Origin of the sequence: Arthrobacter sp. 2RAF22 (assembly GCF_052115325.1) — a bacterium.
In the GTDB taxonomy this organism is placed as follows: Bacteria; Actinomycetota; Actinomycetes; order Actinomycetales; family Micrococcaceae; genus Arthrobacter.
Map to the genome: position 1 here is coordinate 148,809 of NZ_JBFRGL010000003.1, position 24,584 is coordinate 173,392.

A 24,584-nucleotide genomic window follows, 5' to 3' on the forward strand; every position below is an offset into this window, starting at 1 on the left:
GATAACGCCTCGCCGGCGACGTCCGCGGCCGCGGCTAGACTCGGAGCCATGCCTTCGAACTCCGCTGCAGAACACATCCAGGACCTTGGCGCGTATGTCAGCGCATCGCCGTCGAGCTTCCACGCCGTCAACGAGGCCGCGCGCCGGCTCGATGCGGCCGGTTTCACGGCCCTTGATGAACTTCAGCATTGGGAAGGCGGGGCTGGCAGCTTCTACGTGATCCGGGACGGCGCCCTCATTGCATGGGTGACGCCGGAAGGCGCCACTCCGACCACGGCATTCAATATCCTTGGCGCCCACACGGATTCTCCGTCTTTCAAGCTCAAGCCCAAGCCGACAACGGGCAAGTTCGGTTGGCTGCAGGCCGGCGTCGAAGTCTACGGCGGACCCTTGTTGAACTCCTGGCTGGACCGTGAGCTTCGGCTCGCAGGGCGCCTCGTGATGCTGGACGGCACCCAGCACCTCACGGCAACCGGACCGCTCCTGCGCTTCCCGCAATTGGCCATCCACCTGGACCGGGCCGTCAATGACGGCCTCACGCTGGACAAGCAACATCACATGAACCCCGTGTTCGGCCTCGGCGATCCCGATTCCGCGGATGTCCTGGCAATCCTGGCGGACTCGGTGGCCGGGGTTTCCGTGGATCCGGCGCAGATCGGCGGCTACGACATCGTCGTCGCGGACACCCAGGCACCTGAGCAGTTCGGTGCCAAGGGCGAACTGTTTGCATCGGGGCGGCTCGACAACCTCTCCTCAACCCACGCCGGGCTCGCGGCACTCATTGCGCACGCAACCGCGGGCGCGCCGGCTGCCGGTCCCATCGCGGTCCTGGCCGCCTTCGACCACGAAGAAATCGGCTCTGCCTCGCGCTCGGGCGCCTGCGGACCCATCCTCGAAGACATCCTCACCCGGATCTCCGACGGATTGGGCGCAACGGTGAGCGAACGGCGCCAGGCGTTGTCGGCGTCGTTCTGTGTTTCCGCGGATGCCGGCCACGCCGTCCACCCCAACTACCCGGAGCGGCACGATCCGGCCAACCGACCGATCCTCAATGGCGGACCGCTTCTCAAGATCAACGCGAACCAGCGGTACGCCACGGACGCTACCGGCGCGGCATTCTGGGCGCGGCTCTGCGGCGAGGCGGGTATCCCCTACCAGGAGTTCGTCTCCAATAACGACGTCCCGTGCGGCTCCACCATCGGTCCGCTGACGGCCACCCGCCTGGGGATCCGGACGGTCGACGTCGGCGTGCCCCTTCTGTCGATGCACTCCGCACGCGAGCTATGCGGCGTTGAAGACCCGCACCACCTGGCCACGGTGACGGAGTTGTTCTTCCGCACGGCGATCTAGCTCAAGACGCCAGGCTCACCACGAGGTTGATGGTGGTGGCCAGGATCCCGACGCCGAAAACGTAGGCGAGCAGGCTGTGCCGCAAGGCGGCAGACCGCATTGCCCTGGTGGTGATCGACGTGTCCGAAACCTGGTACGTCATCCCGAGGCTGAACGCCATGTAGGCGAAGTCCGTGTATTGCGGCGGTTCCTTTTGGTTGAACTCGATGCCGCCGGGCGGATCGGACGTGTAGTACACCTCGGCATAGCGCAGGGTGAAGAGGGTGTGCACCAGCAGCCACGACGCCACGGCACCGACGAGGGCCAGCAGGGCGAGCATGAATTTGTCGACGCCGTGCGCGTCCTTCGCGCCGAACATCACCAGGACGAAGGCTGCGAGGGAGCCGACGGCGGCACACAGGATCAGGAGATCGGCCGTGGAGCGCCGTGGATCTTCTTCCCTGGCGTGGCTTCTGGTCTGATCGGCCTTCATCCGAGTGATGACTGTCCACACGAAGATGTTGTAGACCACGGCGGCCACTGCCCAGCCCGCCGCGGGCGCGTAGATCCACTGTCCCCAAATTCCGGTCGCCACTGCGGCAGCGATGCCGGTGACGATCATCAGCAAGAATCGCAATCGGGAACGTTTGGCACGGGCAGACTTCGGACCTTGGTTCTTTGCTGCGGCGTTCATAGTCAGATCATGGCACGCCTGGCTGGAGGCTCAGGGGTCACGCCACGCAGACTTTTGGGCTCATGCATGGAGCAGCGCCCCGGAAAACCGGGGGATCCCGACGTCGGACGGTCCAGAAAGTTGCACAGCGTGACGGCTTAGCGGCGTTGACGGCTTAGCTGCCGTGACGCCTTAGCTGCCCGGCCGGGGCGCGAACATGATGACGGCCACTCCGAAGATGCAGATCATGGCGCCGATGATGTCCCAACGGTCCGGGCGGAAGCCATCCATAAGCATTCCCCAAGCCAACGATCCGGCGATGAACACCCCGCCGTAAGCGGCAAGCACGCGGCCGAAGTGTGCGTCAGGCTGGAACGCCGCCACGAAACCGTAGATACCCAAGGCTGCGATACCGAGGCCCGCCCACCACCACGGTTTGGTCTCCCTGACCGATTGCCACACGAGCCAGGCCCCGCCGATCTCGGCGATGGCCGCGAGGATAAAGAGTGCGACGGATTTGAGGACGGTCATGGGTTCAGTCTGCCTGAGCCTGGCGTCGCCGTTCCACGCGGGTTATCCACACATCTGGGTTATCCACATACGCGGCGCCGCGCATTCCACCATGCCGACACGCCGAATAGGCTTAGAGGCGGGAAATGGACTAAGATATTGAAGTCTGTGCTGCGCCTGCTTCCGCTTCTGGAAGCGGTCATCAGCACTGTTCATCGCAAATGAACCTCCTGTTACGGAAATGCCGTAACCGCTTAGCCCAAAGGAGGTGGGTTCACATATGCGTCCTTACGAATTGATGGTAATCATCGACCCCGAGGTCGAAGAGCGTACCGTAGAGCCGTCGCTTCAGAAGTTCCTCAATGTCATCACCACCGATGGTGGAACCATCGAAAAGGTTGACATCTGGGGCCGCCGTCGCCTCGCTTACGACATCAAGAAGAAGTCCGAAGGTATCTACGCTGTGGTGAACTTCACCGCCAAGCCGGAAACCGCCAAGGAACTTGACCGCCAGCTGAGTCTCAACGAGACCATCATGCGCACCAAGATCACCCGCCCCGAAGAGCAGAAGGTCGTTGCTGAGTAATTTCAGCTCCAGGCTTTCATTCTTTACCCCGCAGGAACGAACAAGGAGGCAGTAGATGGCAGGCGAAACCACTATTACGGTCATCGGTAATCTCACCAATGACCCCGAACTGCGGTTCACACCGTCAGGCTCGGCGGTAGCGAACTTCACCATCGCTTCTACTCCCCGGACCTTCGACCGCCAGTCCAATGAGTGGAAGGACGGGGAAACCCTGTTCCTCCGCGCATCGGTATGGCGCGAAGCAGCCGAAAACGTCGCCGAATCCCTCACCAAGGGCATGCGCGTGATCGTTTCCGGCCGCCTGAAGAGCCGTTCCTACGAAACCAAGGAAGGCGAGAAGCGCACCGTTATCGAGCTCGAAGTCGATGAAATCGGCCCGAGCCTGCGTTACGCCAATGCCAAGGTCAACCGCACCCAGCGCTCCGGCGGTCAGGGTGGCCAGGGCGGCTTCGGCGGCGGCAACAATAGCGGCGGCTTCGGAGGTGGCGGCGCTGGTGCAAACCAGGGCGGCAACTCCGGCGGAACGTGGGGCGGCGGCCAATCCGCACCGCAGGAAGACCCCTGGGCTACCCCGGGCGTCAGCAATGCGGGTGGATGGGGCAACGGCCCGGATTCCGAACCTCCCTTCTAAACACTCATAAAAGTTCGACGCCGGAACCCGCCGGACGTGCCGCAAGGCACCCGGGTGGCGACCGCCGTCGAGCACCACCATCCCGTGGATCCATTCCACGGGCTCCATAGAAAAGGAGCTCCACGATGGCTAAGGCTGAACTCCGTAAGCCCAAACCAAAGTCCAACCCCTTGAAGGCCGCTGACATCACCGTCATCGACTACAAGGACGTAGCATTGCTGCGCAAGTTCATCTCCGACCGCGGAAAGATCCGCGCCCGTCGCGTCACTGGCGTCACGGTGCAGGAACAGCGCAAAATCGCCCAGGCAATCAAGAACGCCCGCGAAGTTGCTCTGCTGCCTTACTCCGGCGCTGGCCGCGGCTAAGGAAGGGATTAACTAATATGGCAAAGCTCATTCTGACCCACGAAGTAACCGGTCTCGGTGCTGCTGGCGATGTTGTCGAGGTCAAGGACGGTTACGCACGTAACTTCCTGCTGCCCCGCGGCTTCGCTCTGACCTGGACCAAGGGTGGCGAGAAGCAGGTTGAGTCCATCAAGGCTGCCCGCGCTGCTCGTGCCCACGCTTCGGTCGAAGCTGCACAGGCCCAGGCCTCTGCGCTTTCTTCCAAGAAGGTCAAGCTCGTAGTGAAGGCCGGCGAGTCCGGTCGTCTCTTCGGCACCGTCAAGCCGGCTGATGTCGCTGCTGCAGTTGAGGCCGCTGGCCTCGGCTCCATCGACAAGCGCAACGTTGAACTGCCGAACCACATCAAGTCCCTTGGTTCGTACCAGGCCAACGTCCGCCTGCACGAGGACGTTTCCGCTGTCATCGACCTTGAGGTCGTTGCAGGGAAATAATCTCTGACGTAGCTCGAAGGACCCCCGTCCCCGGTTTCCGGAGGCGGGGGTCCTTTGCTATATGCGCTTTCGGGGGCGCGAACTGGCAGTAGATGCCCTCCGGCGGCCTCGCTACGGGCATTAGCTGCCAGTTCGCGCTAAGGAAGACGGGGGAACTTGATAGCCTGCCGGGGTGAACCTTGAAACCATGCGCACCAGGCCCTTCTCGCAAGTGGATGTCTTCACCGACGTGCCGTACCTCGGCAATCCGCTTGCAGTCGTCGTCGACGCTGAGGGGCTCAGCCCCGAGCAGATGCAGCACTTTGCCCACTGGACCAACTTGTCCGAGACCACCTTCCTGCTGCCGCCGAGCGATCCTGCTGCCGACTACCGCGTTCGCATCTTCACCGGCAGCGAGGAATTTCCTTTCGCGGGACATCCGACGCTTGGCTCGGCGCATGCCTGGCTGGCGGCCGGCGGAGTGCCGAAACAGGACGGGATGCTGGTTCAGGAATGTGGCGCAGGCTTGGTCAAGGTAAAGCTCGACGGCGGCCGGCTCGCGTTCGCTGCGCCGCCACTGACCCGCTTCGGGCCCGTGGACGAAGGAACCATCGAACAGCTGGCCGCCGGCCTCCGGCTGCCCCAAGCGGCGCTCCTGGATGCATCGTGGCTGGTCAACGGGCCTCAATGGATTGGCGTGCTCCTCGAGTCGGCCGAGCAGGTCCTTGGCCTTGAGCCGGACCTTGCGGCGTTGGGGGATCTGAAGGTCGGTGTGATCGGTCCTCATGAACCGGGCGCCGGAGTCGATTTCGAAGTCCGGACGTTCATTCCGGGAGACGCCATGGTGGAGGACCCCGTGACGGGAAGTTTCAATGCGGGGGCTGCCCAGTGGCTGATCGGCAGCGGCCGGGCTCCGGAGCAGTACGTCGCCGCGCAGGGCACCGTGCTGGGCCGGGCGGGACGGATCCACGTCGCGGTGGAAGACGGCGAGACCTGGGTGGGTGGGAGCTCGGTGATGTGCATCCAGGGAACGGTCCGCCTGTAGCGGGGGAATAAAAGGCGCGGAGCTGCAGTTTGGGAGTATAGATGCAAACGCATGTACTCTGGTTTGAAGCCATCGAACCGCCTAGCAACAGGAGACAGCCATGGAGACCCGCCGCATAACCGTCCTTTCCGCCGGACTTGGCGTACCGTCGTCGAGCAGGCTCCTTGCAGACCAGCTCGCCGCGTCGGCCAAGCGCCAGCTGGGCGATGCCGGCTACGAGGTCCGCGTGGACATTGTCGAACTCCGGGACCTTGCCGTGGATATCGCCAACAACTTCGTCACCGGCTATGCCGCGCCGCGCCTCGCGGAGGTGATCGCCGGCGTCGAGGATTCCGATGGCATCATCGCCGTCACTCCCGTCTTCAGCGCCTCCTACAGCGGGCTGTTCAAGTCCTTCATCGACGTGCTGGACCCCAAGTCCCTGGACGGGAAGGCAGTCCTCCTGGGCGCCACGGGCGGCACCGACCGGCACCAAATGGTGCTCGACTACGCCATGCGTCCGCTCTTCACCTACCTTCGGACCCGGATAACCCAGACGTCCGTTTTCGCCGGACCCCAGGACTGGGGAAACACCGACGACGGCGCGTCGCCGCTATCGGTCCGCGTGGACCGCGCGGCCGGCGAGCTTGCCCGGCTCCTGAGCGGCGAGCAGCCGCACCGCAAGGCGGACGCGATGGAATCCCTGCCTTTTGAGCAGCTCCTCGCGGGGATCACCGCGGCACGCTAGGCGAGGTAGTCCGAGGCCGGTTCGTACAGGGCGAGCCGGCCGAACTTTTCCGGCGGCCGGCTCGTTGACCCGAACATGAAGTGTCCCGTGGATTCAATTGACCTGGTAATGAGTGAGCGCAGCGGTGTGGAGATCGATTACTGCCCGCAGTGCAGAGGAGTGTGGCTGGACCGCGGCGAGCTCGACAAGATTATTGACCGTGCCGCCGGCGGATTCGGGGCTGGATCCACCGCGCCGCCGGCTCCGGTGGACGGACTCACGCCACCGCCGCTGTATGGCAACCCGGCCTACGAGACCCAGGATCCCCGCTATGCCGGGAATGACAGGCCACGCCTTGACGACCGGAACTACGGCAAGCAAGGTCACAACCGCGACTATGACCGTCGGCGGCCCAAGAAAAAGGAAGGCTGGTTGGGGGACCTGTTCGACTTCTAGGACGTGAGGGCTCGCCCGGCCCGGGCTAGTCCTCCAGCAGCTCGATGAACTCCCTGGCCTGCTTCATGCTGATGTCGGAATGCTTGGTCAGGGCCAATGCCGCGGCTTCGACGTCGCCGCTCTTGGCCAGGGTGCGGATCCGGCCGTAGATCTCGTCATTGAGCATATTGCTGCTCACTTCACGCGTGACGTCGCCCTTGCTGACGATTGCGCGGTACCGGTACGGGAAGTGCTCCGGCTCGTCGTCGTCGGGCATGAGGTCCTGCGGGGCGGGTTCGGGCTTGCGGAAGGGCTGCGGGTGCGCCGCAAGGGCGCCGACGGCGTCCCGTGAGGCGCGCAGGCCCTCTCCGGTGGCGCTGAGGTACAGCTTGATGGCCGCCATGGCCTGACCTTGGGCGATCAGGGAATACAGCTGCCGGTGTTGATCCTCGCTGAGCTTCGCGGCGGCCTCGCGGGCCAGCTCGACGGGATCCACGGCAGCTTTGTGGGTGGCCGCATTTCCGCGGAGTTCCGCTGAGCGGCGGGCGAGCACACGGCTCATCAGCAGCACGCCGACGACGACGGCCGCCAGGATCAAGACCGGAACGAGTAGGGAAGACATGCGCTAAAGCCGATCTATGTAGTTCTTGGCGGTCAACAAGTCCGAGTGGGTCGTCTGGCGCAGGAGCTTGATGGCCTGGATTTTCTGCCCGCCGCGGACCATGCCCTGCAGCTGCAGGGCGAACTGTGGATTCAACTGCCCGTTGGGGAGGATGGGACCGTTGTAGCCGGCCTGGCCGACTCCCGGGCCAGCCCCGGCTTGAGCCCTCAGTGCCGCCCGCGACTGGCTGTCCTGCTGGGACTGTTGCTGCGCATTCTGGCTGGGCCGTGTGGATGCATCGATGCGGGCCCTCGCTGCCGTCGCCGCTTGCACTTGGGCGGCCTGGTGGGCTGCCGAGCGGGCGGCCAGCTCCCGTTGATATCGTTCGGCGTCTGACAGCCCCGAGTTGCGTGGCTTGAATGCCGCCGTCAGGGCCCAAATCACGGCCACAAGGATGACAACGGGCATTGCGACCAGCAGTACATCCCCAATGGTGAAACCCATACCTAGAGCTTATGTCAGAACGCGGTTATCCACAGCACATTCCTGCTTTGGCATAGCTTCTGAGAGCCGACTGTCAAATTTCAGGCTGATTTGTGGGGAGTATCACATTTTTGGCATATTTATCCCCCTTTCGGCCGTCAGGCGGGGACCGGAGCCTGGATTGAGCGAATCGCCCTGTGGATGATCCGTGGAGGAAAATACTTTTGATCCACATGGCTCGAAGAACGTTTTCCCAGCTCAGAGGCTATTTGCCGGAAAAAGAATTTCTCTTTCCACAGGGTCATGCACAGACTGTGCACAAGTAGGGGTATGTATTCCACGCTTTATCCACAGGTCCGGCTTGGTGCCTCGGAAAAGCAGGGCTAACGTGGCTGAGTACCTGCTTTAGGTACTTGGAAAACCCCTGTTTCTTGTGGACGGCACCTTGGTGCCGTTGAAAAGCAGCGCGCCTGCGGACCTTTCTGTGGATAAGTTGTGGAAATCTTGGGAAAACCAAAATTGTCGGTGCCCTACGGAACAGTTTGGACCAGCCGGCATAAACGGCGCGGTCGGAGCAACCCACACGGGACATTGGCCTACCGCACCGCCGGGAACAGTTATCTTCGCGGTACACAATGGAGGACGGCTTTGTCAGTTACGCACTTGGATTCGATCGAGGGCGGCCGGACCTCGGACGCCAGCCGCAAACCTCCCCAGGACATCCCCGCTGAACAATCAGTTCTCGGCGGCATGATGCTGTCCAAGGATGCCATCGCCGACGTCGTGGAAATTGTGCGCGGACATGACTTCTACCGTCCCGCCCACGAGACGATCTACGAGTCCATCATCGACCTCTACGGCCGCGGCGAACCTGCCGATGCCGTCACCGTGTCCGATGAGCTCACCAAGCGCGGCGAGATCAACCGGATCGGCGGCCCTGCCTACCTGCACGAACTGATCCAGACCGTGCCCACGGCGGCCAACGCTGGCTACTACGCCGAAATCGTTGCTGAGCGCGCCGTCCTGCGCCGGCTCGTGAATGCCGGCACCAAGATCGTCCAGATGGGGTACGGCCAGGACGGAGAGGTCGAAGACCTCGTCAACCAAGCCCAGGCCGAGATCTATGCCGTGGCCGAACGCCGCACTGCGGAAGACTACGTGGCGCTCAAGGACGTCATGGAATCCACCGTTGATGAGATCGAGGCATCCGGCCACCGCGGGGAGGGCATGACGGGCGTACCCACCGGGTTCTACGAACTCGATGAGCTCACCCATGGTCTTCACCCCGGCCAGATGATCGTCATCGCCGCGCGCCCCGCCGTCGGTAAGTCCACGTTCGCGCTTGACTTCGCCCGTTCCGCTGCCATCAAGAACAACCTCGCCACCGTGATGTTCTCCCTGGAAATGGGACGCAACGAAATCGCGATGCGCCTGCTGTCCGCGGAAGCCACCATCGGCCTCCAGGACCTGCGCAAGGGCACCATCAAGGACGAGCAGTGGTCCAAGATCGCCACCACTATGGGCCGCATGAACGACGCTCCGCTGTTCATCGATGACAGCCCCAATATGTCCCTCATGGAAATCAGGGCAAAGTGCCGTCGCCTGAAGCAGCAGCACGACCTCAAACTGGTGATCCTCGACTACCTCCAGCTCATGAGCTCCGGCAAAAAGGTGGAGTCCCGCCAGCAGGAAGTCTCCGAGTTCTCGCGTGCCCTCAAGCTGTTGGCCAAGGAGCTCCAGGTTCCGGTCATCGCGCTCTCGCAGCTCAACCGTGGATCCGAACAGCGCCAAGACAAGCGGCCCATGGTTTCGGACCTCCGTGAATCGGGTTCCATCGAGCAGGACGCCGACATGGTCATCCTTCTCCACCGCGAAGACGTCTACGACAAGGAATCCCCCCGTGCCGGAGAGGCCGACATTCTCATCGCCAAGCACCGTAATGGTCCCACCAAGGACATCGTGGTTGCCTTCCAGGGACACTACTCCCGCTTCGCGAACATGGCGGGCGAGACCGGCGGCGGCGGGTTCTAGCCGCTGGTTGCCTAGTGGTGCGCAGACCCTACGAAGTCGAGGGCCTCACGGGCCAGTGCCAGCCACGACTCGTGATCCTCGGCGGTGACCGTGAGCCACTCCTTCATCGGACGACCCTTTCCTCGGGCACCATGAGGACATCTTCCCGCCCTGAACTTCGCGGCGCCAGACCCGGACGAAACGCCTACCGGCCGTTAAGCAAATGATCCGGCCTTCGGTTTCCGGGAGCCCGTCCCCGGATCTCCAGCAGTTCGCGGGCATGGGCATGAAGGCGCCGGTCCTCGTCGGTTTCCGGCACCCAGGGAGGTATAGGAACAGACGTGCCGGTTTCGTCCCTGGCAACCATGACCGTGAGGCAGTAGGTGGTGAGATTCATCTCACGGCTCTTCGGGTTCCCGGAGCGAACGTGCACGGCAATATGCATGCCTTTATGGCCTGTGTAGACGAGGCGGGCTTCGACTTCCACCACATCGCCGATCAACAATGGCCGGTAGAAGCGCACGCCCCCGGAGAACACGGCCACGGTGTCCTTGCCGCAATAGCGGGAAGCGCAGACGTAGGCGGCCTCATCGATCCACTTCATGACAATGCCGCCGTGGACTTTTCCGCCCCAGTTGACGTCAGTGGGGGCCGCCATGAAGCGGAGGACAACGCGTTCGGCTGTGCCGGCGTCGGTATATTCCTGCGCGTTCATGGCTTCGACAATCTTTTCCCGCACGGCAATCCGCGCGAGGGCGTTGTCGCGTTGCTCGATTTCCTCCGGCGTCGAAGGCTCGAACTGGGGGACTGGAACCGGCCGCCCGTCGGGACCGACCGCGACGAAGATCACCAGGCACTGGCTGCGCATCGTGGCCGGCCCGCCCTTGGGATCGCCGGAGGACACGATGGTCCGGATGTGCATGGAAGAGCGGCCCGTATAGACGATCGTCGCTTCGACCTCGACCATGTCTCCGCTGTTCACGGGGTCGGCGAAATGGATGTTGCCCACATATGCCGTGACGCAATAGGACTTCGCCCAGCCAACGGCTGCCGCGTAGGCGGCCTTGTCCACCCACTCAAGGACTGTGCCGGCGTCGACGGACCCGCTATGTCCGACGTCGGTGGGGGAAGCAAGGAACCGCAGGGTGACGGAGTGGGAGGGGAGCTCGCTCATGACGTGAGTGTATCGACGGCGTGGATACCGGCGCGCTGTATGACGGGCTGGGGACACCCAAGCGGACAGGCCTGGGTGTCGCCAGCGATGTGGTGCACGCGATCCTAGGCGAGAATACGCAGCTTTGAACCCCTCCGGCCGAAGACCGCGGCGTCGATGGAGATCCGTCCGGCGCCTGTCAGGGCCACAGCCGCGGCTGCGGCAGCGAGGGCCAGGACGAGTTCATACCCGCCCTTGTCCGCAAACAGGCCGGCCGGAGCGTGGACCAGGAACAGGGCGCCGAGCATGTCCAGCGCAAGGACGGCGGCGAAGACGCGTGTCAGCACGCCCGCAATGAGGGCAATGCCCCCGACAAGTTCGATGGTTGCCACGATCGGGGCCACGACATCGGCGGCGGGGACGCCCATCTTGCCGAAGGCGGCCTGAGTGCCGGCGATGGTGAACTCGTTGAATTTCTGCCAGCCATGCGCGGCGAAGATGAAGCCGACGATGACGCGCAGGACAGTAAGGGCTGTGTTGGTCAGGGTGGACTGGTTCATGTTTTTGCACCGTTTTCGGGTAGCGGTTGGCTGTCGTGAAGCTCCAAGGCCAAGGCCCAATTTGTTGAAGCTTCAACTCAAGCCTTTCGAACTTTGCTGGAAGTGTCAAACAACGGTGACGCAGTCAGACCGCCTCCGCGGTCCCGCATAAGCCCCCAAGCTGCGTGTCGGCGGCTCCCGCTAGGCTGGGAAAGTGCCCCAAACAGTGACCCGTCCCATCGCGCCCTCCACTGCCCGCGAGATCCTGCGCTTGGCTGTCCCCGCCTTTGGGGCGCTCATCGCGGAACCCCTCTTCCTTTTGGCCGATTCCGCCATTGTGGGCCATCTTGGCGTCCCTCAGCTGGCGGGCGTGGGGCTGGCCTCTACCCTGCTGTACACCGCCGTCGGACTTATGGTGTTTCTGGCATATTCGACAACTCCCGCGGTGGCCCGGGCCATCGGGGACGGAAAGCTCGCCAAAGCGCTGGCCGCAGGGCGCGACGGCGTGTGGCTGGCGTTGCTGCTGGGTGCCGTCCTCGCAGTGGCGGGCTTCTTCGCGGCTGAGCCGCTGGTCGGGTTGCTTGGAGCGAGCGGCGAGGTGCGCGCATACGGTGTGGAGTACTTGCGTTGGTCCATGCCGGGACTCGTCGCCATGCTGCTGATCTTCGCCGGAACCGGCGTGTTGCGCGGATTGCAGGACACACGCACGCCTTTGGTGGTCGCAACAGCGGGGTTCGCTATCAACATCGCCCTGAATTGGTTCCTGGTTTACGGCCTCCATTTGTCCGTGGCGGGGTCAGCCATCGGCACCAGCATCGCTCAATGGGCCATGGCCGCCGTCTATTTGGCCATAGTGGGACGGAACGCCCGGCGCCACGGCGTTTCGCTGCGCCCGGATTGGCGCGGAATCCGCACGATGACCACCGTGGGTTCATGGCTCATGCTCCGCACCCTCAGCCTGCGCCTGGCTATCCTGGCCACGGTCCTGGTGGTCACGTCCCAAGGGTCCGTGAACCTCGCCGCGCACCAGCTCGCGATGACCATTTTCTCCTTCCTCGCCTTCGCCCTGGACGCCTTGGCGATTGCTGCGCAGGCCCTCATCGGCAAGGAACTCGGCGCCTCCCATCCGGCGCGTGCGCGCGAACTCACCCGCACCATGATCCGCTGGGGCGTGGGCTTCGGCGTCGTGACCGGTGTAGTCCTCGCGGGCGCCGCTCCGTGGGCGGGCTTCCTGTTCACCTCCGACGCCGGCGTCCAGTCCGCGCTCACCGCGGCACTGTGGGTACTCGCCGTCGGGCAGCCCCTCGCCGGATACGTCTTCGTCCTGGACGGCGTCCTGATCGGCGCGGGCGATGCCCGCTACCTGGCGCTTGCCGGCGTCGTGAACCTCGCGGTCTATCTGCCGCTGTTGGCGGCAGTCCACCTGACCAGGCCCGACGGCGCGGCGGGGCTCGTGTGGCTCTGGGCCGCGTTCGCGCTGGGCTACATGCTGGCCCGCGGGGTCACTCTGGGGCTACGCGCCCGCTCCGACAAATGGATGGTCCTCGGTTCGCACTAAACTGGACTGGTGACTCTCCCCGCCTCTTCAGCGACTTCATCCACGCCCGCAGCAGCCGCCCTCTGGAAGCCCGTACTTCTCCGCGCCGGTGCTGCGCTGGTGTTTGGAGCCGTGACCGTCTTCTGGGGCTCGCCATCCGTTCACGTTCTGGCCTGGGCTGCCGGGCTCTATCTGCTCGCAACCGCGGGCGCCGCGTTCCTGGCTACGAGTGTTCCGGCGGCCGCGGCCGCCGTCGTTGGCCTGGCAGGGGTGGGTGCCTTGATTACGCAGTCCGACACGGGCGTTGGCGTTTCCGCGCTCGTCGGGTTGCTGGTGCTCGGGGTGTTTGAGCTGGTCAAGGGATTCCGGCACCGCGGACGTCACCTGCTTGCCCGCGACTGGAGCATTTCCGGTGTGGTGGGCATCGGCACCGCCCTTGCGTTGCCGTTTTTCATCAGCCTTGGAGCGCACGCGCTTCTCGGTGTTGCCGGCGGTGGCGCCATCATCTCGGGAGTCTTGTGGGTGCTGTCCGGCCTGAGCCTGCGGCACGATGGGCGAACCCCCTCCGCTGAGGCCGTAAACTAGTAGTCGTACGTTCTACCCTGCGTAGAACTCTCGAGGCGCAGACGGCGCCAGCACCCACATTGGAGGAATGACCTTGGCTGACCAAAAACCAGGAGAGCCGCGCAAGATGCGGACCTCGGTTAAGGGACCGCTGATGTTCTCCGCGTTCTGGGGCGTCGTGATCTTCTTCGCTGTGCTGATTTTCGCCTCCGGCGGCAGCGCCCGCACTCCGCGCTTTGACCTCGCCTTTACCGGCGCCGGCATCGCCTTCATTGTGAGTCTCGTCCTCGCCGCCATGCTTTCCATGAGCCACAAGGAAAACGCCGAGCACCTCGGCAAGGGCTCGGGCGTCAACCTCAGTTCCAGGAAACCGGGCCAAGGTCACGGTTCTGCGGCCCCCCAAGCGGGCAGCGAAACGGAAACCCCCGACGCCGACTAGGCCGTCCTAGCCTCCTATCGCATCACGCCACGCAACTTTTTGCCGGCTGGCCACCGCCGCAACCCGGGAAACTCGGGGCAGGCCGCCGTCGTGCACCTTGAAAAGCTGCACGACGTGACGCCCTCCCCTTATTCGGCCCCCGATGCTTTCCGGGCCCGGTAAGCGGCGACGTGCGCCCGGTTGGCGCAGTTGCCCGTGTCGCAATAGAGCTTGGAGCGGTTACGGCTCAGGTCCAGCACGACGGCGTCGCAATCGTCCGCTGCGCACACCCGCAGGCGGTCCATTTCCTTGCTGCGGATGACGTCCACAAGTGCCATGGCAGCTTCCGTGCCCATGCGTTCCGCGAGGGGCGCCTCAGGGGTGGTTGCGTGTAGGTGCCAATCCCAATGATCATGCTTGACCAGCTGGGGAAGTGCGCGCGCGTCGGTGAGGAGTTGGTTGACGGTCTTTGCGGCCGCGTCCTCATCCGCTGTCCACAAGGAGGTTAGCTGGCTCCTAAGTCGCTTCACGCTGGCCAATTCCGCCTCGGTTCCCTCCCTGGTCCCCGTGAATTCTTCCGCGTCAAGGAAGGCGTGAAGCTCGGCGGCACTCGTGAGGGATTCGGTCCCGTTGGCGGCCGTATTGATCAAATTGACCACGGTTCGAAGCGCGACTTCAGTGTCAGGTGCAAAAAGCACTTTGACTCCTTACATCTCTCGGGAGTATTGTCAGCAGCGTAACCCATTTTACTCCTGACAGGAGGCTGCTGTGTCAGCTGCAACAAACCGGGCTGGTGCTGCGGGCTTCATGGCGTCGGGCCTGGGGCTCGCGCTCTTTTCCTCAGCGGTTTTCGGCTTGTCCGGCTCGTTCGCCAAGTCCCTCCTGGAAACCGGGTGGACCCCCGGCGCGGCAGTTGCCATCCGATTGAGCGGCGCATCACTCATCTTGGTAATCCCGGCCGTCATCGCTCTCCGGGGCCGTTGGCACCAGCTCAAGGACAACTGGCTCACCATCCTGTTGTTCGGCGTGATCGGTGTTGCGGGGTGCCAGCTTTTCTACTTCAATGCGGTGTCAAGGCTGTCCGTGGGGGTCGCCCTCCTGCTCGAATACCTCGCGCCAACCATGATCGTCTTGTGGCTGTGGGCCGCGAGCCGACGCCGACCCAGGGCCCTCACCGCCCTTGGAACGCTGCTTTCCCTCGGCGGACTCGTCCTGGTGCTCGATCTCACCGGCGCCGTGAAGGTCGACTTCGTCGGCGTCCTGTGGGGCATGGCCGCGGCCGTCTGCCTGGTCATCTACTTCTTCATCACGGCCAAGCAGAACGACACCTTGCCGCCCATCGTGCTGGCCGCCGGCGGTCTCATGGCAGGCTCAATCCTTATCTGGATTGCCGGCGGGACCGGTCTGGTATCCATGACTTTCGCCACGGCGGATACGCACCTCGGGCCGTGGACCACGCCGTGGTGGGTCTCGATCGCCGGCCTTGTCATCCTGTCCACCGTGCTGTCCTACGTCACGGGGATCATGGCAGCCCGAAGCCTTGGGTCCAAGGTGGCATCTTTCGTCTCGCTCACTGAAGTGTTGTTCGCCGTGGTGTGGGCCTGGCTGTTGCTGGCCGAACTGCCCGGAGCCATCCAGCTCGTGGGCGGGGCACTCATTGTGTGCGGAGTGGTCTTGGTGCGAATCGACGAACTGCGGGCGGACAAGCGTGATGCTGCCGGCTTCGGCGAAGTGGCCCCCGAGCTTGACCACGCGAACGACGTCGAGCCGGTGCCCTCGGAGAGGGTGCTCTAAAAACCGAGCCTTGATAGGGGACTGGGCCTAGCATGTTGATATGTGCCGGAACATCCACACCCTCCACAATTTCGAGCCACGAGCCACCTCCGCAGAGGTAGAAGCCGCAGCGCTGCAATACGTGCGCAAGATCAGCGGCACCACCAAGCCGTCAAAGGCCAACGAGGAGGCCTTCGCCGAGGCTGTCCATGAGATCGCGCATATCACCCAGCATCTGCTCGATTCGCTCGTGACCCATGCGCCAGCGCGCAATCGCGACGAGGAGGCGGCCAAAGCGAGGGCACGCGCGGCCGTTCGGTTCGGAACGGCCTAGCTGCCCCCAAACTGCTAGCTCCCCCAACTGACTGGCAGTTGTTGTCGTTTTCGCGCCGGATAACGACAACAACTGCGAGTAAGTTGGGTGGGCCGGGACTTCGGTGGGCGGGGCTACTTTGCGAAGGAGCGCAACCGCAGCGAATTCGCGACCACCAGGACCGAGCTCGCAGCCATGGCCGCACCGGCGAGCATCGGGTTGAGCAAACCAAGGGCTGCCACCGGGATACCGATGGCGTTGTAGAAGAACGCCCAGAACAGGTTTGTCTTGATGGTGGACAGCGTCTTCCGGGACAGCTCGATGGCTTGCACCAGCTGGCCAAGGTCACTGCCCATCACGGTCAGATCCGAGGCCTCGATCGCCACATCCGTGCCCGATCCCATGGCGATGCCAAGATCGGCTTGCGCCAGGGCTGCGGCGTCGTTGACTCCATCCCCGGCCATGGCCACAGTGGACCCCTGGGCCTGGAGCATCCGCACCGCGTCCACTTTGCCTTCCGGCAGGACGCCCGCGAACACATCTTCCGGGGAGATCCCGACGGCGGTGGCCACTTGGGCGGCGACCGCAGCGTTGTCTCCAGTCAGCAGGAGAGGGCGAATCCCGAGTTCCTTGAGCTTCGCGATGGCTGCCGCCGAACCGGGTTTGACAGTGTCCCTTAGCGTAACAATTCCAGCGGGCTTCCCGTCGACAGCAACCCAGATGGCGGTTGCGCCGCCGGCTTCCTCAGTTGCCAGGGCCCGGCGCTGTGCATCGTCGGGGAAGATTCCGTTGTCTTCCAGCCAGCCGGTCCTGCCGGCCACGACCGTTCGCTCAGTGCCGTTTCCGGCTCCGTTCAGCGCAACCATTCCCCGGACTCCGCCGCCCGGGGCGGAACTGAAGTCCTTCAGTGCGAGGAGCGGGCCGGCGTCGGGCATTGCGGACTTGGCGGCAGCGGCAATCGCGTGGGCGATGGGATGCTCCGACGCTGCCTCGACGGCGCCGGCGAGAGAGAGCACGTCGGCGGGGGAGTGCCCGTTCAAGGCCAGGGTATGTCCGACGGCCAGCTTGCCGCTGGTGACGGTTCCGGTCTTGTCCAACAGGATGGCGTCCACAGTGCGCGTATCTTCAAGCACCTGTGGGCCCTTGATGAGGATGCCGAGCTGCGCACCCCGGCCGGTCCCGGTCAGGAGGCCAACGGGAGTCGCGAGCCCAAGCGCACACGGGCAAGCAATCACGAACACCGCCACGGCAGCCGTGAACGAGGCATTGAGGTCCCCGCTCAGCGCGAGCCAGACTACGAAAGTAGCCAGGGCGATGACCAGCACGACGGGCACGAACACGGCGCTGATCCGATCGGCGAGCCGTGCGATCGGGGCTTTGCCCGTCTGCGCCTGGCTGACCAACCGCCCCATCTGGGCCAGCGTCGTCTCGGAACCGACGCGCGTCGCGCGGACCAGCAAACGGCCCGAAGTGTTGATGGTGGCGCCCGTGACCTGGCTTCCCGGGCCGACCTCCACGGGCACCGATTCACCGGTGACCAAGGAGGCATCCACGGCGGATGAACCGCTCGTCACCAGGCCGTCCGTGGCGATCTTCTCTCCCGGGCGGACCACGAAGATGTCCCCGGCTACGAGTTGCTCGGCCGGGATCTTGTGCTCGACGCCGTCGCGCAGCACCGTAGCGTCCTTCGCCCCCAGGTTCAGGAGGGCCTTAAGGGCGTCGCCGGCCTTCGCTTTGGCGTTGGCCTCGAGATAGCGGCCCAGAAGCAGGAACGTGGTGACCACGGCGGCAACTTCGAAGTACAGCCCGCCGCCCATGCCTCCCGTGGACTCCATGCCCGGGTGTTCGGTCATCATGGGGTTGGCAAAGAGTTGCCACGCGGAGTAGAGGTATGCGGCCAAGACACCAATCGAGACGAGCGTGTCCATGGTCGAAGCGAAATGGCGTGCGTTAATGGCGGCCGCACGATGGAAGGGCCAGGCAGCCCACGTCACCACGGGAAGTGCCAGTGCAGCGGCGACCCATCCCCAGTGCGGGAACTGCAAAGCTGGAACCATCGAGATGGCGAAGACCGGAACCGTCAGTATGGCGGCGGCAATCAGTCTTGGCCTTAGCTGGCGGGACGCGGGGCCGTGATGCATGTGGTCTTCGTGGGCGCTGTGGTCGCCTTGCGCGCCGCCACCGGCGCCATGCTCGGCGTGCTCGGTCGTTCCTCCCTTAGACGCACGCTGCCGCATAACACCGGCACCGTCGCTGTGGTCATGTTCCGGCGCGCTATTGCTGCGGTCATGTTCTACAGCGCCGCCGTCACCGGTGCTGCCTTCGTTGCTGGACTCGATCGCGGGGCCGGTATGCGGCAGCGCGCGTCTAAGCGACGAAGGAGCGAGCGCGCCGAGCATATCGGTTTCGCGATCGTGGGTGTGGTCGGCGGAGGGGGCCGTGGACGGACTGGGCCTCGATTCGCGGATCCAGGCTTTGTAGCCCGTTGCGTTTACTGTGTCCACGATTTGTTGGTCCGTGACGTTGTCCGGGACTGTGACGTGGGCTGATTCGAGGGGGAGATTGACGGAAGCCTCCACGCCGTCGAGCTTGCCCAGTTTCCGCTCCACGCGGGCCACGCATGATGCGCAGGTCATGCCCTCGATGTCGAGTTCGATGATGCGGGTGCCCGTTTGGTGGAGGATCTCGTGATTGCTCACATTGGCCCCTAGGCCTCGTTGGCGACTACCAGGTAGCCGGCTTCGGCGACGGCTTCGCCGATTTCGGACGGCGACAATTCCTGGGTGGAGGTGATGGTGACGGTGGAGATTCCGCCGGCGTTCAGATCGATCTCGACATTTTCCACTCCCGCCAAGGACTCAATTTCTTCGCTCACTGCGGAAACGCAGTGCCCGCAGGTCATGCCGGAAACGCTGACGTTCGTCTGGATGGTGGCGGTGTGGCCCATGGCGTGCTCCTTGGTGGTGAGTTGAATGGTGTGGTGAGTGCTTGCGGGGTTACCGCAGCAGGCGCCCGATGGCATCGGCTGCCTCCTTGACCTTGATGTCGATTTGCTCCGCGCGCACGACGGGATCCGACTCGGAGGCGGCTCCGACGACGCAGTGCCCGATGTGTTCCTCCACGAGCCCGAGACTCACGGCATGCAGGGCTTTAGTGACTGCCGAGACTTGGGTGAGGATGTCGATGCAATATTTGTCCTCTTCCACCATCCGCGCAATACCGCGTACTTGGCCCTCGATCCGCTTAAGGCGCCGCAAGTAGGCGTCCTTGTTGGAAGAGTAGCCGCGTTGGGCATGCGCTCCATCCTCGACTTCGATGCCCGGCTGGGCGATGTTCAGGTCAACCGGGTTCAAATCCGTGGACTTCAAATCTGTGGGGTTCACATCGATCGTGCTCATGGTGCCAATGTATACCCCCTAGGGGTATGAAGCAAGTACCCCCCGGGGGTATGTGACCTGTCATGAGAGATGGAACTATTTACAAATTCCCGTTTTGCAATGCAAACCTTTTGCCGCTTGTGCTTCCGCTCACAAAAGTATGTTTGTAAAGTTTCCTTCCATACCCGAAGCGGGGGACCGCCGGGCACCTAACCCTTTTCTCCATGGAGGATCCATTGAAAATCGCACGCTCTGCGGCTGCCATTGCCCTCGCCGCCCTCGCGCTGACGGCCTGCGCCCCGCCCACGTCGAACAATGCCGCGTCATCTTCGGATGAGAAGTCCGGCACCATCCGCGTCTGGCTCTTCTCGGAAGTCAACCAGGACCCAAAATCCGCGGTAGTCAAGGCCGCGGTTTCCGATTTCGAATCCAGTCACAGCGGCGTCAAGGTCGACGTCCAGTACATTCCCGTCGACAGCCGGGCAGAACGGTTCAAGGCCGCGTTCAACGACCCCTCGAGCGCTCCCGACGTCGCCGAGTTCGGCAACACAGACCTTGCCAGCTACGTTGCATCCGGCGGATTGTCCGACATGACTGCGGACATCAAGGCCTGGGATGAGTCCAAGGACCTGGACGGCAAGATCCTGGCCACCACGGACGTCGGGGGCAAGAACTACGGCGTGCCCTGGTACGTCGGCGTCCGGGCCCTCTACTACCGCACCGATCTGCTGCAGAAGCTCGGACTGGGGGTGCCCAAGACCCTCGCCGACGTCGAAACCGTGGCCCGCGCCGTCCGCGCAGCTAACCCGGACATGCTCGGGATTTCGGTCGGTGGAGCTGCGCAGTTCTCCGCCATGCCCTACCTCTGGGCCAACGGCGGCAACATTGCCACGAAGAAGGGTGGCGCCTTTGTCTCCGGCTTGGATTCGGCCGAATCCCGGGACGGCATCTCCGCTTATGCCCGGCTGCTCAAGAACGACATCTGCCCGCCCCAGACGTGTGCCGAATTCGGCGGAAACGCCAGCGTCCAGCAGTTCATCGCCGGAAAATCGGCCATGACCATCGGTGGCGACTTCAACTACAAGGCCGTAGCGGCCAGTGCGGTCAAGGACAAGTTCGCGGTGGTTCCGGTTCCGGGCAATACGGCTGGTTCGATCGCCCCAGCGTTTGCCGGCGGAAACAACCTGGGCGTCTTCAACAGCAGCAAGCACCACACCCTCGCAGCCGAGTTCGTCGAGCTGTTGGCAGGCAAGAAGTACCAGCAGAAGATGTTCGACGCCATGGGCAACCTGCCCACATTCAGCGACGTCCAGAAGTCTGTTGCCGCGTCCAATCCGCAGCTTGACCCCTTCATCAAGACCCTCGCCGCCGGCACCAATTTCGTCCCGGTGACCGAAACCTGGTCCACCATCGACGCCCAGGGCATCTTCACCGGCATGTACCAGAAGATCGTCACGGGCAAGGCTGACGTCAATACCGCTACTGCGGATGCGGCAGCGGCCATGAACAAGGTCTTCGGATCCAAATGACGAGGTTCGTGAAGCACGGCCGATCCGCGCCAGGGGGCGCGGCGTGACGGCGTTCGCGTCCGCGAAGGCGGACACGAACGGGGCCAACCGCGAGCAGAACCGCAAGCCGACGACGGCGGGGACGTCCCGCCGTCGTGCGCTAGGCAAGCGCGGCTTGGAACCGTGGTTCTACCTGGCCCCGGCTTTCATTGTCCTGATCGCGCTGCTGGGATACCCGATCTTCCAGCTCATCAACGTTTCTTTGTACGACTACCGCCAGGCCCAAGTCAGTGGCAAGGCACCACTGCAATTCACGGGCCTGGAGAACTACCAGAAACTGTTCGCCGATCCGGAGTTCTGGTCCGTCCTGGGCAACACCGTGCTGTTCGCAGGCGCCTGCGTTGTCCTGACGCTGCTCGTGGGAACGTCGTTGGCGGTCTTGGCCACGCGGCTCCGGCCCTGGGTCCGGAGCGCACTGTTCGTAGTCTCCTTGGGCGCTTGGGCCACACCGGCCGTCACCGGCAGCGCCGTGTGGTTGTTCCTCTTCGACCCCACGCTGGGGCTCGTCAACAAGGCGCTCGTGTCGGTGGGCTTGACGCAGTTCAACGGCTACTCCTGGACCTACGACAAATGGTCCGCCTTCGGGTTGGTGGCCAGCGAAGTGGTGTGGTGTTCGTTCCCGTTCGTACTCGTGACGGTCTACGCCGGCATCCAGGCGATCTCCACCGAAGTCATTGAGGCGGCGCGGCTCGACGGTGCTTCCATGCCCCGGATCGCGCGCAGCATCATGCTTCCGATGCTGCGGCCCATCGTGATGGTGGTGACCATCCAGTCCATCATCTGGAATTTCAAGATTTTCTCCCAGATTTACATCATGACCAACGGCGGCGGTATTGCCGGGCAGAACCTCGTGCTGAATGTCTACGGCTACCAGCAGGCCTTCGCGGCCAGCCTTTATGGCCTCGGCTCGGCCCTTGGCGTCATCATGACCGCGCTGCTGATGATCATCACCCTCGTCTACCTCCGCATCCTCAAGAGAACGGGAGAAGTCCTGTGACCGCCGTCGACGTTCCGCTCCGCAAGAACCGGCCCGCACCGGTCGCGCCGCAACAGTTCCGCAAGGGCGGACGACGCCGGTTCGGCGCCGATGTGGCGGCACTCGCCATCGCGCTTCTTGTCGCGTTCCCCATGTTCTGGATGGTCCTTTCGGCCCTCAAGCCGAAGACGGCGCTCGACGCCGGCGATGCGGCGCCGTTCACGCTGGAACCGTCCTTCGACTCCTTCTTGCGGGTCCTGTCAGTGAACAACTTCGGCAGGTACTTCCTCAACAGCGTAATCGTGGCGCTCGTGGTCGTCATCGTCTCCACTGTGCTGGCGTTTTTGGCCTCCGTGGCACTGACCCGCTACCAATTCAAGATGCGCACCAAGCTGCTGATCGTGGTTCTCGTGTCCCAGATGGTGCCCGTCGAAGCGCTCACCATTCCGTTGTTCTTCCTGCTGCGCAATGCCGGGGAGGCCGTACCGTTGGTGGGCTTGAACCAGCTCGGCTCCCTGGTGCTGGTCCATGTGGGCTTCAGTATTCCGTTCGCGATCTGGATGCTTCGTGGCTTCGTGGCAGCCGTGCCGGTGGAGATCGAAGAGGCAGCCCGCATAGACGGCGCGAGCGGTTTCCGCTTTGTCCGCTCGATCCTCTTCCCGCTCGTGGCGCCCGGGGTGGTGGCATGCTCGGTGTTTTCCTTCATCTCCACGTGGAACGACTTCCTCTTCGCCAAGACATTCATCATTTCCGCCCAGGAGAACCAGACCCTGCCCATGGCGTTGTTGACCTTCTTCAAACCCGACCAGAACGATTGGGGCGCCATCATGGCCGGTTCCGTGATCATGACCATTCCGGTGCTGATCTTCTTCATCGCGGTGCAGCGAAAACTCGTATCCGGCCTGGCCGGGGCGGTGAAGGGATGAGCGCCGCGGATCTGCTGGTTCCTGTTCCGTCCTCGGTGGAGTCCAGCGGCGGTTTCCTGGAACTGGACGGAACCACCACGCTGGCCGCCGATCCGGAGCTCAACAAAGCGCGCCGCTGGCTCGCCCGGACCCTCGGCGCGGCCACTGGCTGGGACCTGTTCCCGGCCGCCGCCGCCGATGCGGGTATCAGCCTCCTGCTTGACCCGGAGCTCGACGCCGAGGCGTACCGACTGGAGGTGGGCGCCGCCGTCGTGATTCATGCGGGCGGTCCGGCCGGAGCCTTCTATGCCGCGCAGACGCTCCTGCAGCTGATGGGACCTGCCGCGTTGCGGCAAGCGCCCGTTCCGGAGACGGGCGGCGCATGGCCGGTTCCCAAGGTATCCATCCTGGACCACCCGCGTTTCGGGTACCGCGGGGCCATGCTGGACGTGGCCCGGCACTTCATGCCCAAGGACAACCTGCTCCGGTTCATCGAGGTGATGGCCATGCACAAGCTCAACGTCCTGCACCTGCACCTCACGGACGACCAAGGCTGGCGGATCCAGATCAACCGCTACCCGAAGCTCACTGAGACCGGGGCGTGGCGGCGCGAATCATCACTGGGTTCGTGGCGGGCAGGGGTTTTCGACGGGCTTCCGCACGGCGGCTTCTACAGCCAGGACGATCTCCGCGAAGTGGTCGCGTTCGCTGCCGAGCGGCACATCACAGTCATCCCCGAAATTGACGTTCCGGGACACAGCCAGGCCGCCATCGCCGCCTACCCGGAACTGGGAACGGGCGCGGCCCCCGGGGTGTGGACCCGTTGGGGAATCGACGAGACGGTCCTGGAAGTCTCGCAAACCTCGTTGGAGTTCTACCGCAACGTGCTCGATGAAGTGGTGGAGATCTTCCCGTCCCGCTGGATCAGCTTGGGCGGAGACGAAGTTCCGCTCACCCAGTGGCAATCCAGCGCCCAGGCGCAGTCCAAAGCCCGCGAACTCGGGATGCCGGACGTTTCGGGATTGCACAGCTGGTTTGTGGGGCAGTTGGCGGGGCACCTTGACGCACGTGGGCGGGCTACCTCCGTGTGGGATGAAATCGGCGACGGCGAGCTGCCGGATGGTGCGTTGGTGGCCTCCTGGCGAGGCTATGAAGGCGGTATGAGCGCGCTCAAAAGCGGTTATGACGTGGTCATGTGCCCTGAGCACAGGCTGTACCTGGACCACCGGCAGGCCGACGGCGACGACGAACCCGTGCCCGTGGGTTTTGTCACCACGCTGCAGGATGTCTACGGCTTCGAACCCCTGCCCGCGGGTGCGGATGGGGCGTTCCCGGGCAGGCTCCTCGGGGCGCAGGCCAACATCTGGACGGAACACCTGGATTCCCCGCGACGGGTCCACTTCGCCGCGTTTCCGCGGCTGAGCGCCGTGGCGGAGGTGCTCTGGTCCCAGCCGGAGAACCGGGACTACGATGGTTTCCTGGCCAGGCTCGAAGGCGCGCATCTGGAACGCCTGGAGGCCATGGGAGTGGAATACCGGCCGCTGTCCGGACCGCATCCCTGGCAGTTGAGGCCTGGCGTGGCTGGCTGGAAACGCGATTACGACGCCGAGCAGCGCATTGCCGCTGGATAGGACACAC

The 24,584-nt window shown here is 63.8% G+C and carries 28 protein-coding genes; 18 read left to right on the forward strand and 10 right to left on the reverse strand.

Annotated features, from left to right (window positions below; translation table 11 throughout):
* Positions 1-48: 48 nt before the first annotated feature.
* On the forward strand, positions 49-1,350 hold the full coding sequence (locus AB4068_RS05295; protein ID WP_441432840.1) for a M18 family aminopeptidase: 1,302 nt from the start codon (positions 49-51) through the stop codon (positions 1,348-1,350).
* Between the two features lies 1 nt (position 1,351).
* On the opposite strand, the gene AB4068_RS05300 is transcribed toward AB4068_RS05295, so the two are convergent.
* A complete protein-coding gene (locus AB4068_RS05300; RefSeq protein ID WP_253257315.1) occupies positions 1,352-2,023 on the reverse strand; it encodes a DUF1345 domain-containing protein in 672 nt (223 codons plus the stop codon).
* Between the two features lie 171 nt (positions 2,024-2,194).
* The gene (locus AB4068_RS05305; protein WP_441432841.1) at positions 2,195-2,533 is read right to left on the reverse strand and encodes a YnfA family protein; all 339 of its coding nucleotides are present in this window, start codon (positions 2,531-2,533) and stop codon (positions 2,195-2,197) included.
* Between the two features lie 259 nt (positions 2,534-2,792).
* Here AB4068_RS05305 and rpsF point away from each other — a divergent pair, with 259 nt between their 5' ends.
* The 7 genes from rpsF (at position 2,793) to AB4068_RS05340 (ending at position 6,750) form a co-directional block, all read left to right on the forward strand.
* Positions 2,793-3,098, forward strand: a complete 306-nt coding sequence (gene rpsF, locus AB4068_RS05310; protein WP_028267876.1) for a 30S ribosomal protein S6 — start codon at positions 2,793-2,795, stop codon at positions 3,096-3,098.
* A gap of 55 nt (positions 3,099-3,153) precedes the next feature.
* Positions 3,154-3,729 (forward strand): single-stranded DNA-binding protein, encoded by a 576-nt coding sequence (locus AB4068_RS05315; RefSeq protein WP_078107100.1) that lies wholly within the window; start codon positions 3,154-3,156, stop codon positions 3,727-3,729.
* Positions 3,730-3,854: 125 nt separating this feature from the next.
* Positions 3,855-4,094, forward strand: coding sequence for a 30S ribosomal protein S18 (gene rpsR, locus AB4068_RS05320; protein WP_003800144.1), 240 nt, complete (start codon positions 3,855-3,857; stop codon positions 4,092-4,094).
* 17 nt (positions 4,095-4,111) lie between these two features.
* Positions 4,112-4,564 (forward strand): 50S ribosomal protein L9, encoded by a 453-nt coding sequence (gene rplI / locus AB4068_RS05325; RefSeq protein ID WP_059388834.1) that lies wholly within the window; start codon positions 4,112-4,114, stop codon positions 4,562-4,564.
* 187 nt (positions 4,565-4,751) lie between these two features.
* Positions 4,752-5,588 carry a PhzF family phenazine biosynthesis protein gene (locus tag AB4068_RS05330; protein ID WP_441432859.1) on the forward strand — a complete coding sequence of 279 codons (837 nt, stop codon included), beginning with the start codon at positions 4,752-4,754 and terminating at the stop codon, positions 5,586-5,588.
* Between the two features lie 100 nt (positions 5,589-5,688).
* Positions 5,689-6,315 (forward strand): FMN reductase, encoded by a 627-nt coding sequence (locus AB4068_RS05335; protein WP_284988525.1) that lies wholly within the window; start codon positions 5,689-5,691, stop codon positions 6,313-6,315.
* A 75-nt stretch (positions 6,316-6,390) separates the two neighbouring features.
* Positions 6,391-6,750 (forward strand): TFIIB-type zinc ribbon-containing protein, encoded by a 360-nt coding sequence (locus AB4068_RS05340; protein ID WP_284988524.1) that lies wholly within the window; start codon positions 6,391-6,393, stop codon positions 6,748-6,750.
* Between the two features lie 25 nt (positions 6,751-6,775).
* Here AB4068_RS05340 and AB4068_RS05345 read toward each other — a convergent pair whose 3' ends face one another.
* Both AB4068_RS05345 and AB4068_RS05350 read right to left on the reverse strand, forming a co-directional pair.
* Positions 6,776-7,351, reverse strand: a complete 576-nt coding sequence (locus AB4068_RS05345; RefSeq protein WP_284988523.1) for a hypothetical protein — start codon at positions 7,349-7,351, stop codon at positions 6,776-6,778.
* Between the two features lie 3 nt (positions 7,352-7,354).
* Positions 7,355-7,834 (reverse strand): hypothetical protein, encoded by a 480-nt coding sequence (locus tag AB4068_RS05350; RefSeq protein WP_441432842.1) that lies wholly within the window; start codon positions 7,832-7,834, stop codon positions 7,355-7,357.
* Between the two features lie 627 nt (positions 7,835-8,461).
* Here AB4068_RS05350 and dnaB point away from each other — a divergent pair.
* Positions 8,462-9,844, forward strand: coding sequence for a replicative DNA helicase (dnaB, locus tag AB4068_RS05355; protein WP_059388830.1), 1,383 nt, complete (start codon positions 8,462-8,464; stop codon positions 9,842-9,844).
* 184 nt (positions 9,845-10,028) lie between these two features.
* On the opposite strand, the gene AB4068_RS05360 is transcribed toward dnaB, so the two are convergent.
* Positions 10,029-10,997: an acyl-CoA thioesterase gene (locus tag AB4068_RS05360; RefSeq protein ID WP_284988522.1), complete on the reverse strand. Its 969-nt coding sequence runs from the start codon at positions 10,995-10,997 to the stop codon at positions 10,029-10,031.
* Positions 10,998-11,101: 104 nt separating this feature from the next.
* A complete protein-coding gene (locus AB4068_RS05365) occupies positions 11,102-11,536 on the reverse strand; it encodes a DoxX family protein (RefSeq protein WP_059388828.1) in 435 nt (144 codons plus the stop codon).
* 193 nt (positions 11,537-11,729) lie between these two features.
* Between AB4068_RS05365 and AB4068_RS05370 the strand changes: the two genes are divergently transcribed.
* The 3 genes from AB4068_RS05370 (at position 11,730) to AB4068_RS05380 (ending at position 14,055) form a co-directional block, all read left to right on the forward strand.
* Positions 11,730-13,073: an MATE family efflux transporter gene (locus AB4068_RS05370; RefSeq protein WP_284988521.1), complete on the forward strand. Its 1,344-nt coding sequence runs from the start codon at positions 11,730-11,732 to the stop codon at positions 13,071-13,073.
* 9 nt (positions 13,074-13,082) lie between these two features.
* A complete protein-coding gene (locus tag AB4068_RS05375) occupies positions 13,083-13,637 on the forward strand; it encodes a hypothetical protein (protein ID WP_059388826.1) in 555 nt (184 codons plus the stop codon).
* Positions 13,638-13,704: 67 nt separating this feature from the next.
* The gene (locus AB4068_RS05380; RefSeq protein WP_059388825.1) at positions 13,705-14,055 is read left to right on the forward strand and encodes a hypothetical protein; all 351 of its coding nucleotides are present in this window, start codon (positions 13,705-13,707) and stop codon (positions 14,053-14,055) included.
* Positions 14,056-14,183: 128 nt separating this feature from the next.
* Here the strand turns inward: AB4068_RS05380 and AB4068_RS05385 are convergent, their stop codons facing one another.
* The gene (locus AB4068_RS05385) at positions 14,184-14,732 is read right to left on the reverse strand and encodes a CGNR zinc finger domain-containing protein (protein WP_441432843.1); all 549 of its coding nucleotides are present in this window, start codon (positions 14,730-14,732) and stop codon (positions 14,184-14,186) included.
* A 70-nt stretch (positions 14,733-14,802) separates the two neighbouring features.
* On the opposite strand from AB4068_RS05385, the gene AB4068_RS05390 reads away from it, so the two are divergent.
* Positions 14,803-15,828 carry an EamA family transporter gene (locus tag AB4068_RS05390; protein WP_284988518.1) on the forward strand — a complete coding sequence of 342 codons (1,026 nt, stop codon included), beginning with the start codon at positions 14,803-14,805 and terminating at the stop codon, positions 15,826-15,828.
* Between the two features lie 40 nt (positions 15,829-15,868).
* Positions 15,869-16,141, forward strand: coding sequence for a DUF2277 domain-containing protein (locus tag AB4068_RS05395; protein WP_059388822.1), 273 nt, complete (start codon positions 15,869-15,871; stop codon positions 16,139-16,141).
* A 113-nt stretch (positions 16,142-16,254) separates the two neighbouring features.
* On the opposite strand, the gene AB4068_RS05400 is transcribed toward AB4068_RS05395, so the two are convergent.
* The 3 genes from AB4068_RS05400 to AB4068_RS05410 are packed head-to-tail and all read right to left on the reverse strand — an operon-like array spanning position 16,255 to position 19,518.
* Positions 16,255-18,819 (reverse strand): heavy metal translocating P-type ATPase, encoded by a 2,565-nt coding sequence (locus tag AB4068_RS05400; protein WP_441432844.1) that lies wholly within the window; start codon positions 18,817-18,819, stop codon positions 16,255-16,257.
* Positions 18,820-18,827: 8 nt separating this feature from the next.
* Positions 18,828-19,067 carry a heavy-metal-associated domain-containing protein gene (locus tag AB4068_RS05405; protein ID WP_059388821.1) on the reverse strand — a complete coding sequence of 80 codons (240 nt, stop codon included), beginning with the start codon at positions 19,065-19,067 and terminating at the stop codon, positions 18,828-18,830.
* Positions 19,068-19,116: 49 nt separating this feature from the next.
* Positions 19,117-19,518 carry a metal-sensitive transcriptional regulator gene (locus AB4068_RS05410; RefSeq protein ID WP_441432845.1) on the reverse strand — a complete coding sequence of 134 codons (402 nt, stop codon included), beginning with the start codon at positions 19,516-19,518 and terminating at the stop codon, positions 19,117-19,119.
* A gap of 215 nt (positions 19,519-19,733) precedes the next feature.
* Here AB4068_RS05410 and AB4068_RS05415 point away from each other — a divergent pair, with 215 nt between their 5' ends.
* From AB4068_RS05415 to AB4068_RS05430, 4 genes are read left to right on the forward strand one after another with little or no spacing between them, the layout of a single operon-like run.
* Positions 19,734-21,026: an extracellular solute-binding protein gene (locus tag AB4068_RS05415; RefSeq protein ID WP_441432846.1), complete on the forward strand. Its 1,293-nt coding sequence runs from the start codon at positions 19,734-19,736 to the stop codon at positions 21,024-21,026.
* 43 nt (positions 21,027-21,069) lie between these two features.
* Complete coding sequence (locus AB4068_RS05420) at positions 21,070-22,062, forward strand: carbohydrate ABC transporter permease (RefSeq protein ID WP_284988513.1); 993 nt, start codon at positions 21,070-21,072, stop codon at positions 22,060-22,062.
* Complete coding sequence (locus AB4068_RS05425; protein ID WP_441432847.1) at positions 22,059-22,967, forward strand: carbohydrate ABC transporter permease; 909 nt, start codon at positions 22,059-22,061, stop codon at positions 22,965-22,967. Before AB4068_RS05420 ends, AB4068_RS05425 begins: the two co-directional genes overlap by 4 nt.
* Positions 22,964-24,577: a beta-N-acetylhexosaminidase gene (locus AB4068_RS05430; protein WP_441432848.1), complete on the forward strand. Its 1,614-nt coding sequence runs from the start codon at positions 22,964-22,966 to the stop codon at positions 24,575-24,577. Before AB4068_RS05425 ends, AB4068_RS05430 begins: the two co-directional genes overlap by 4 nt.
* The last annotated feature ends 7 nt before the right edge of the window (positions 24,578-24,584 follow it).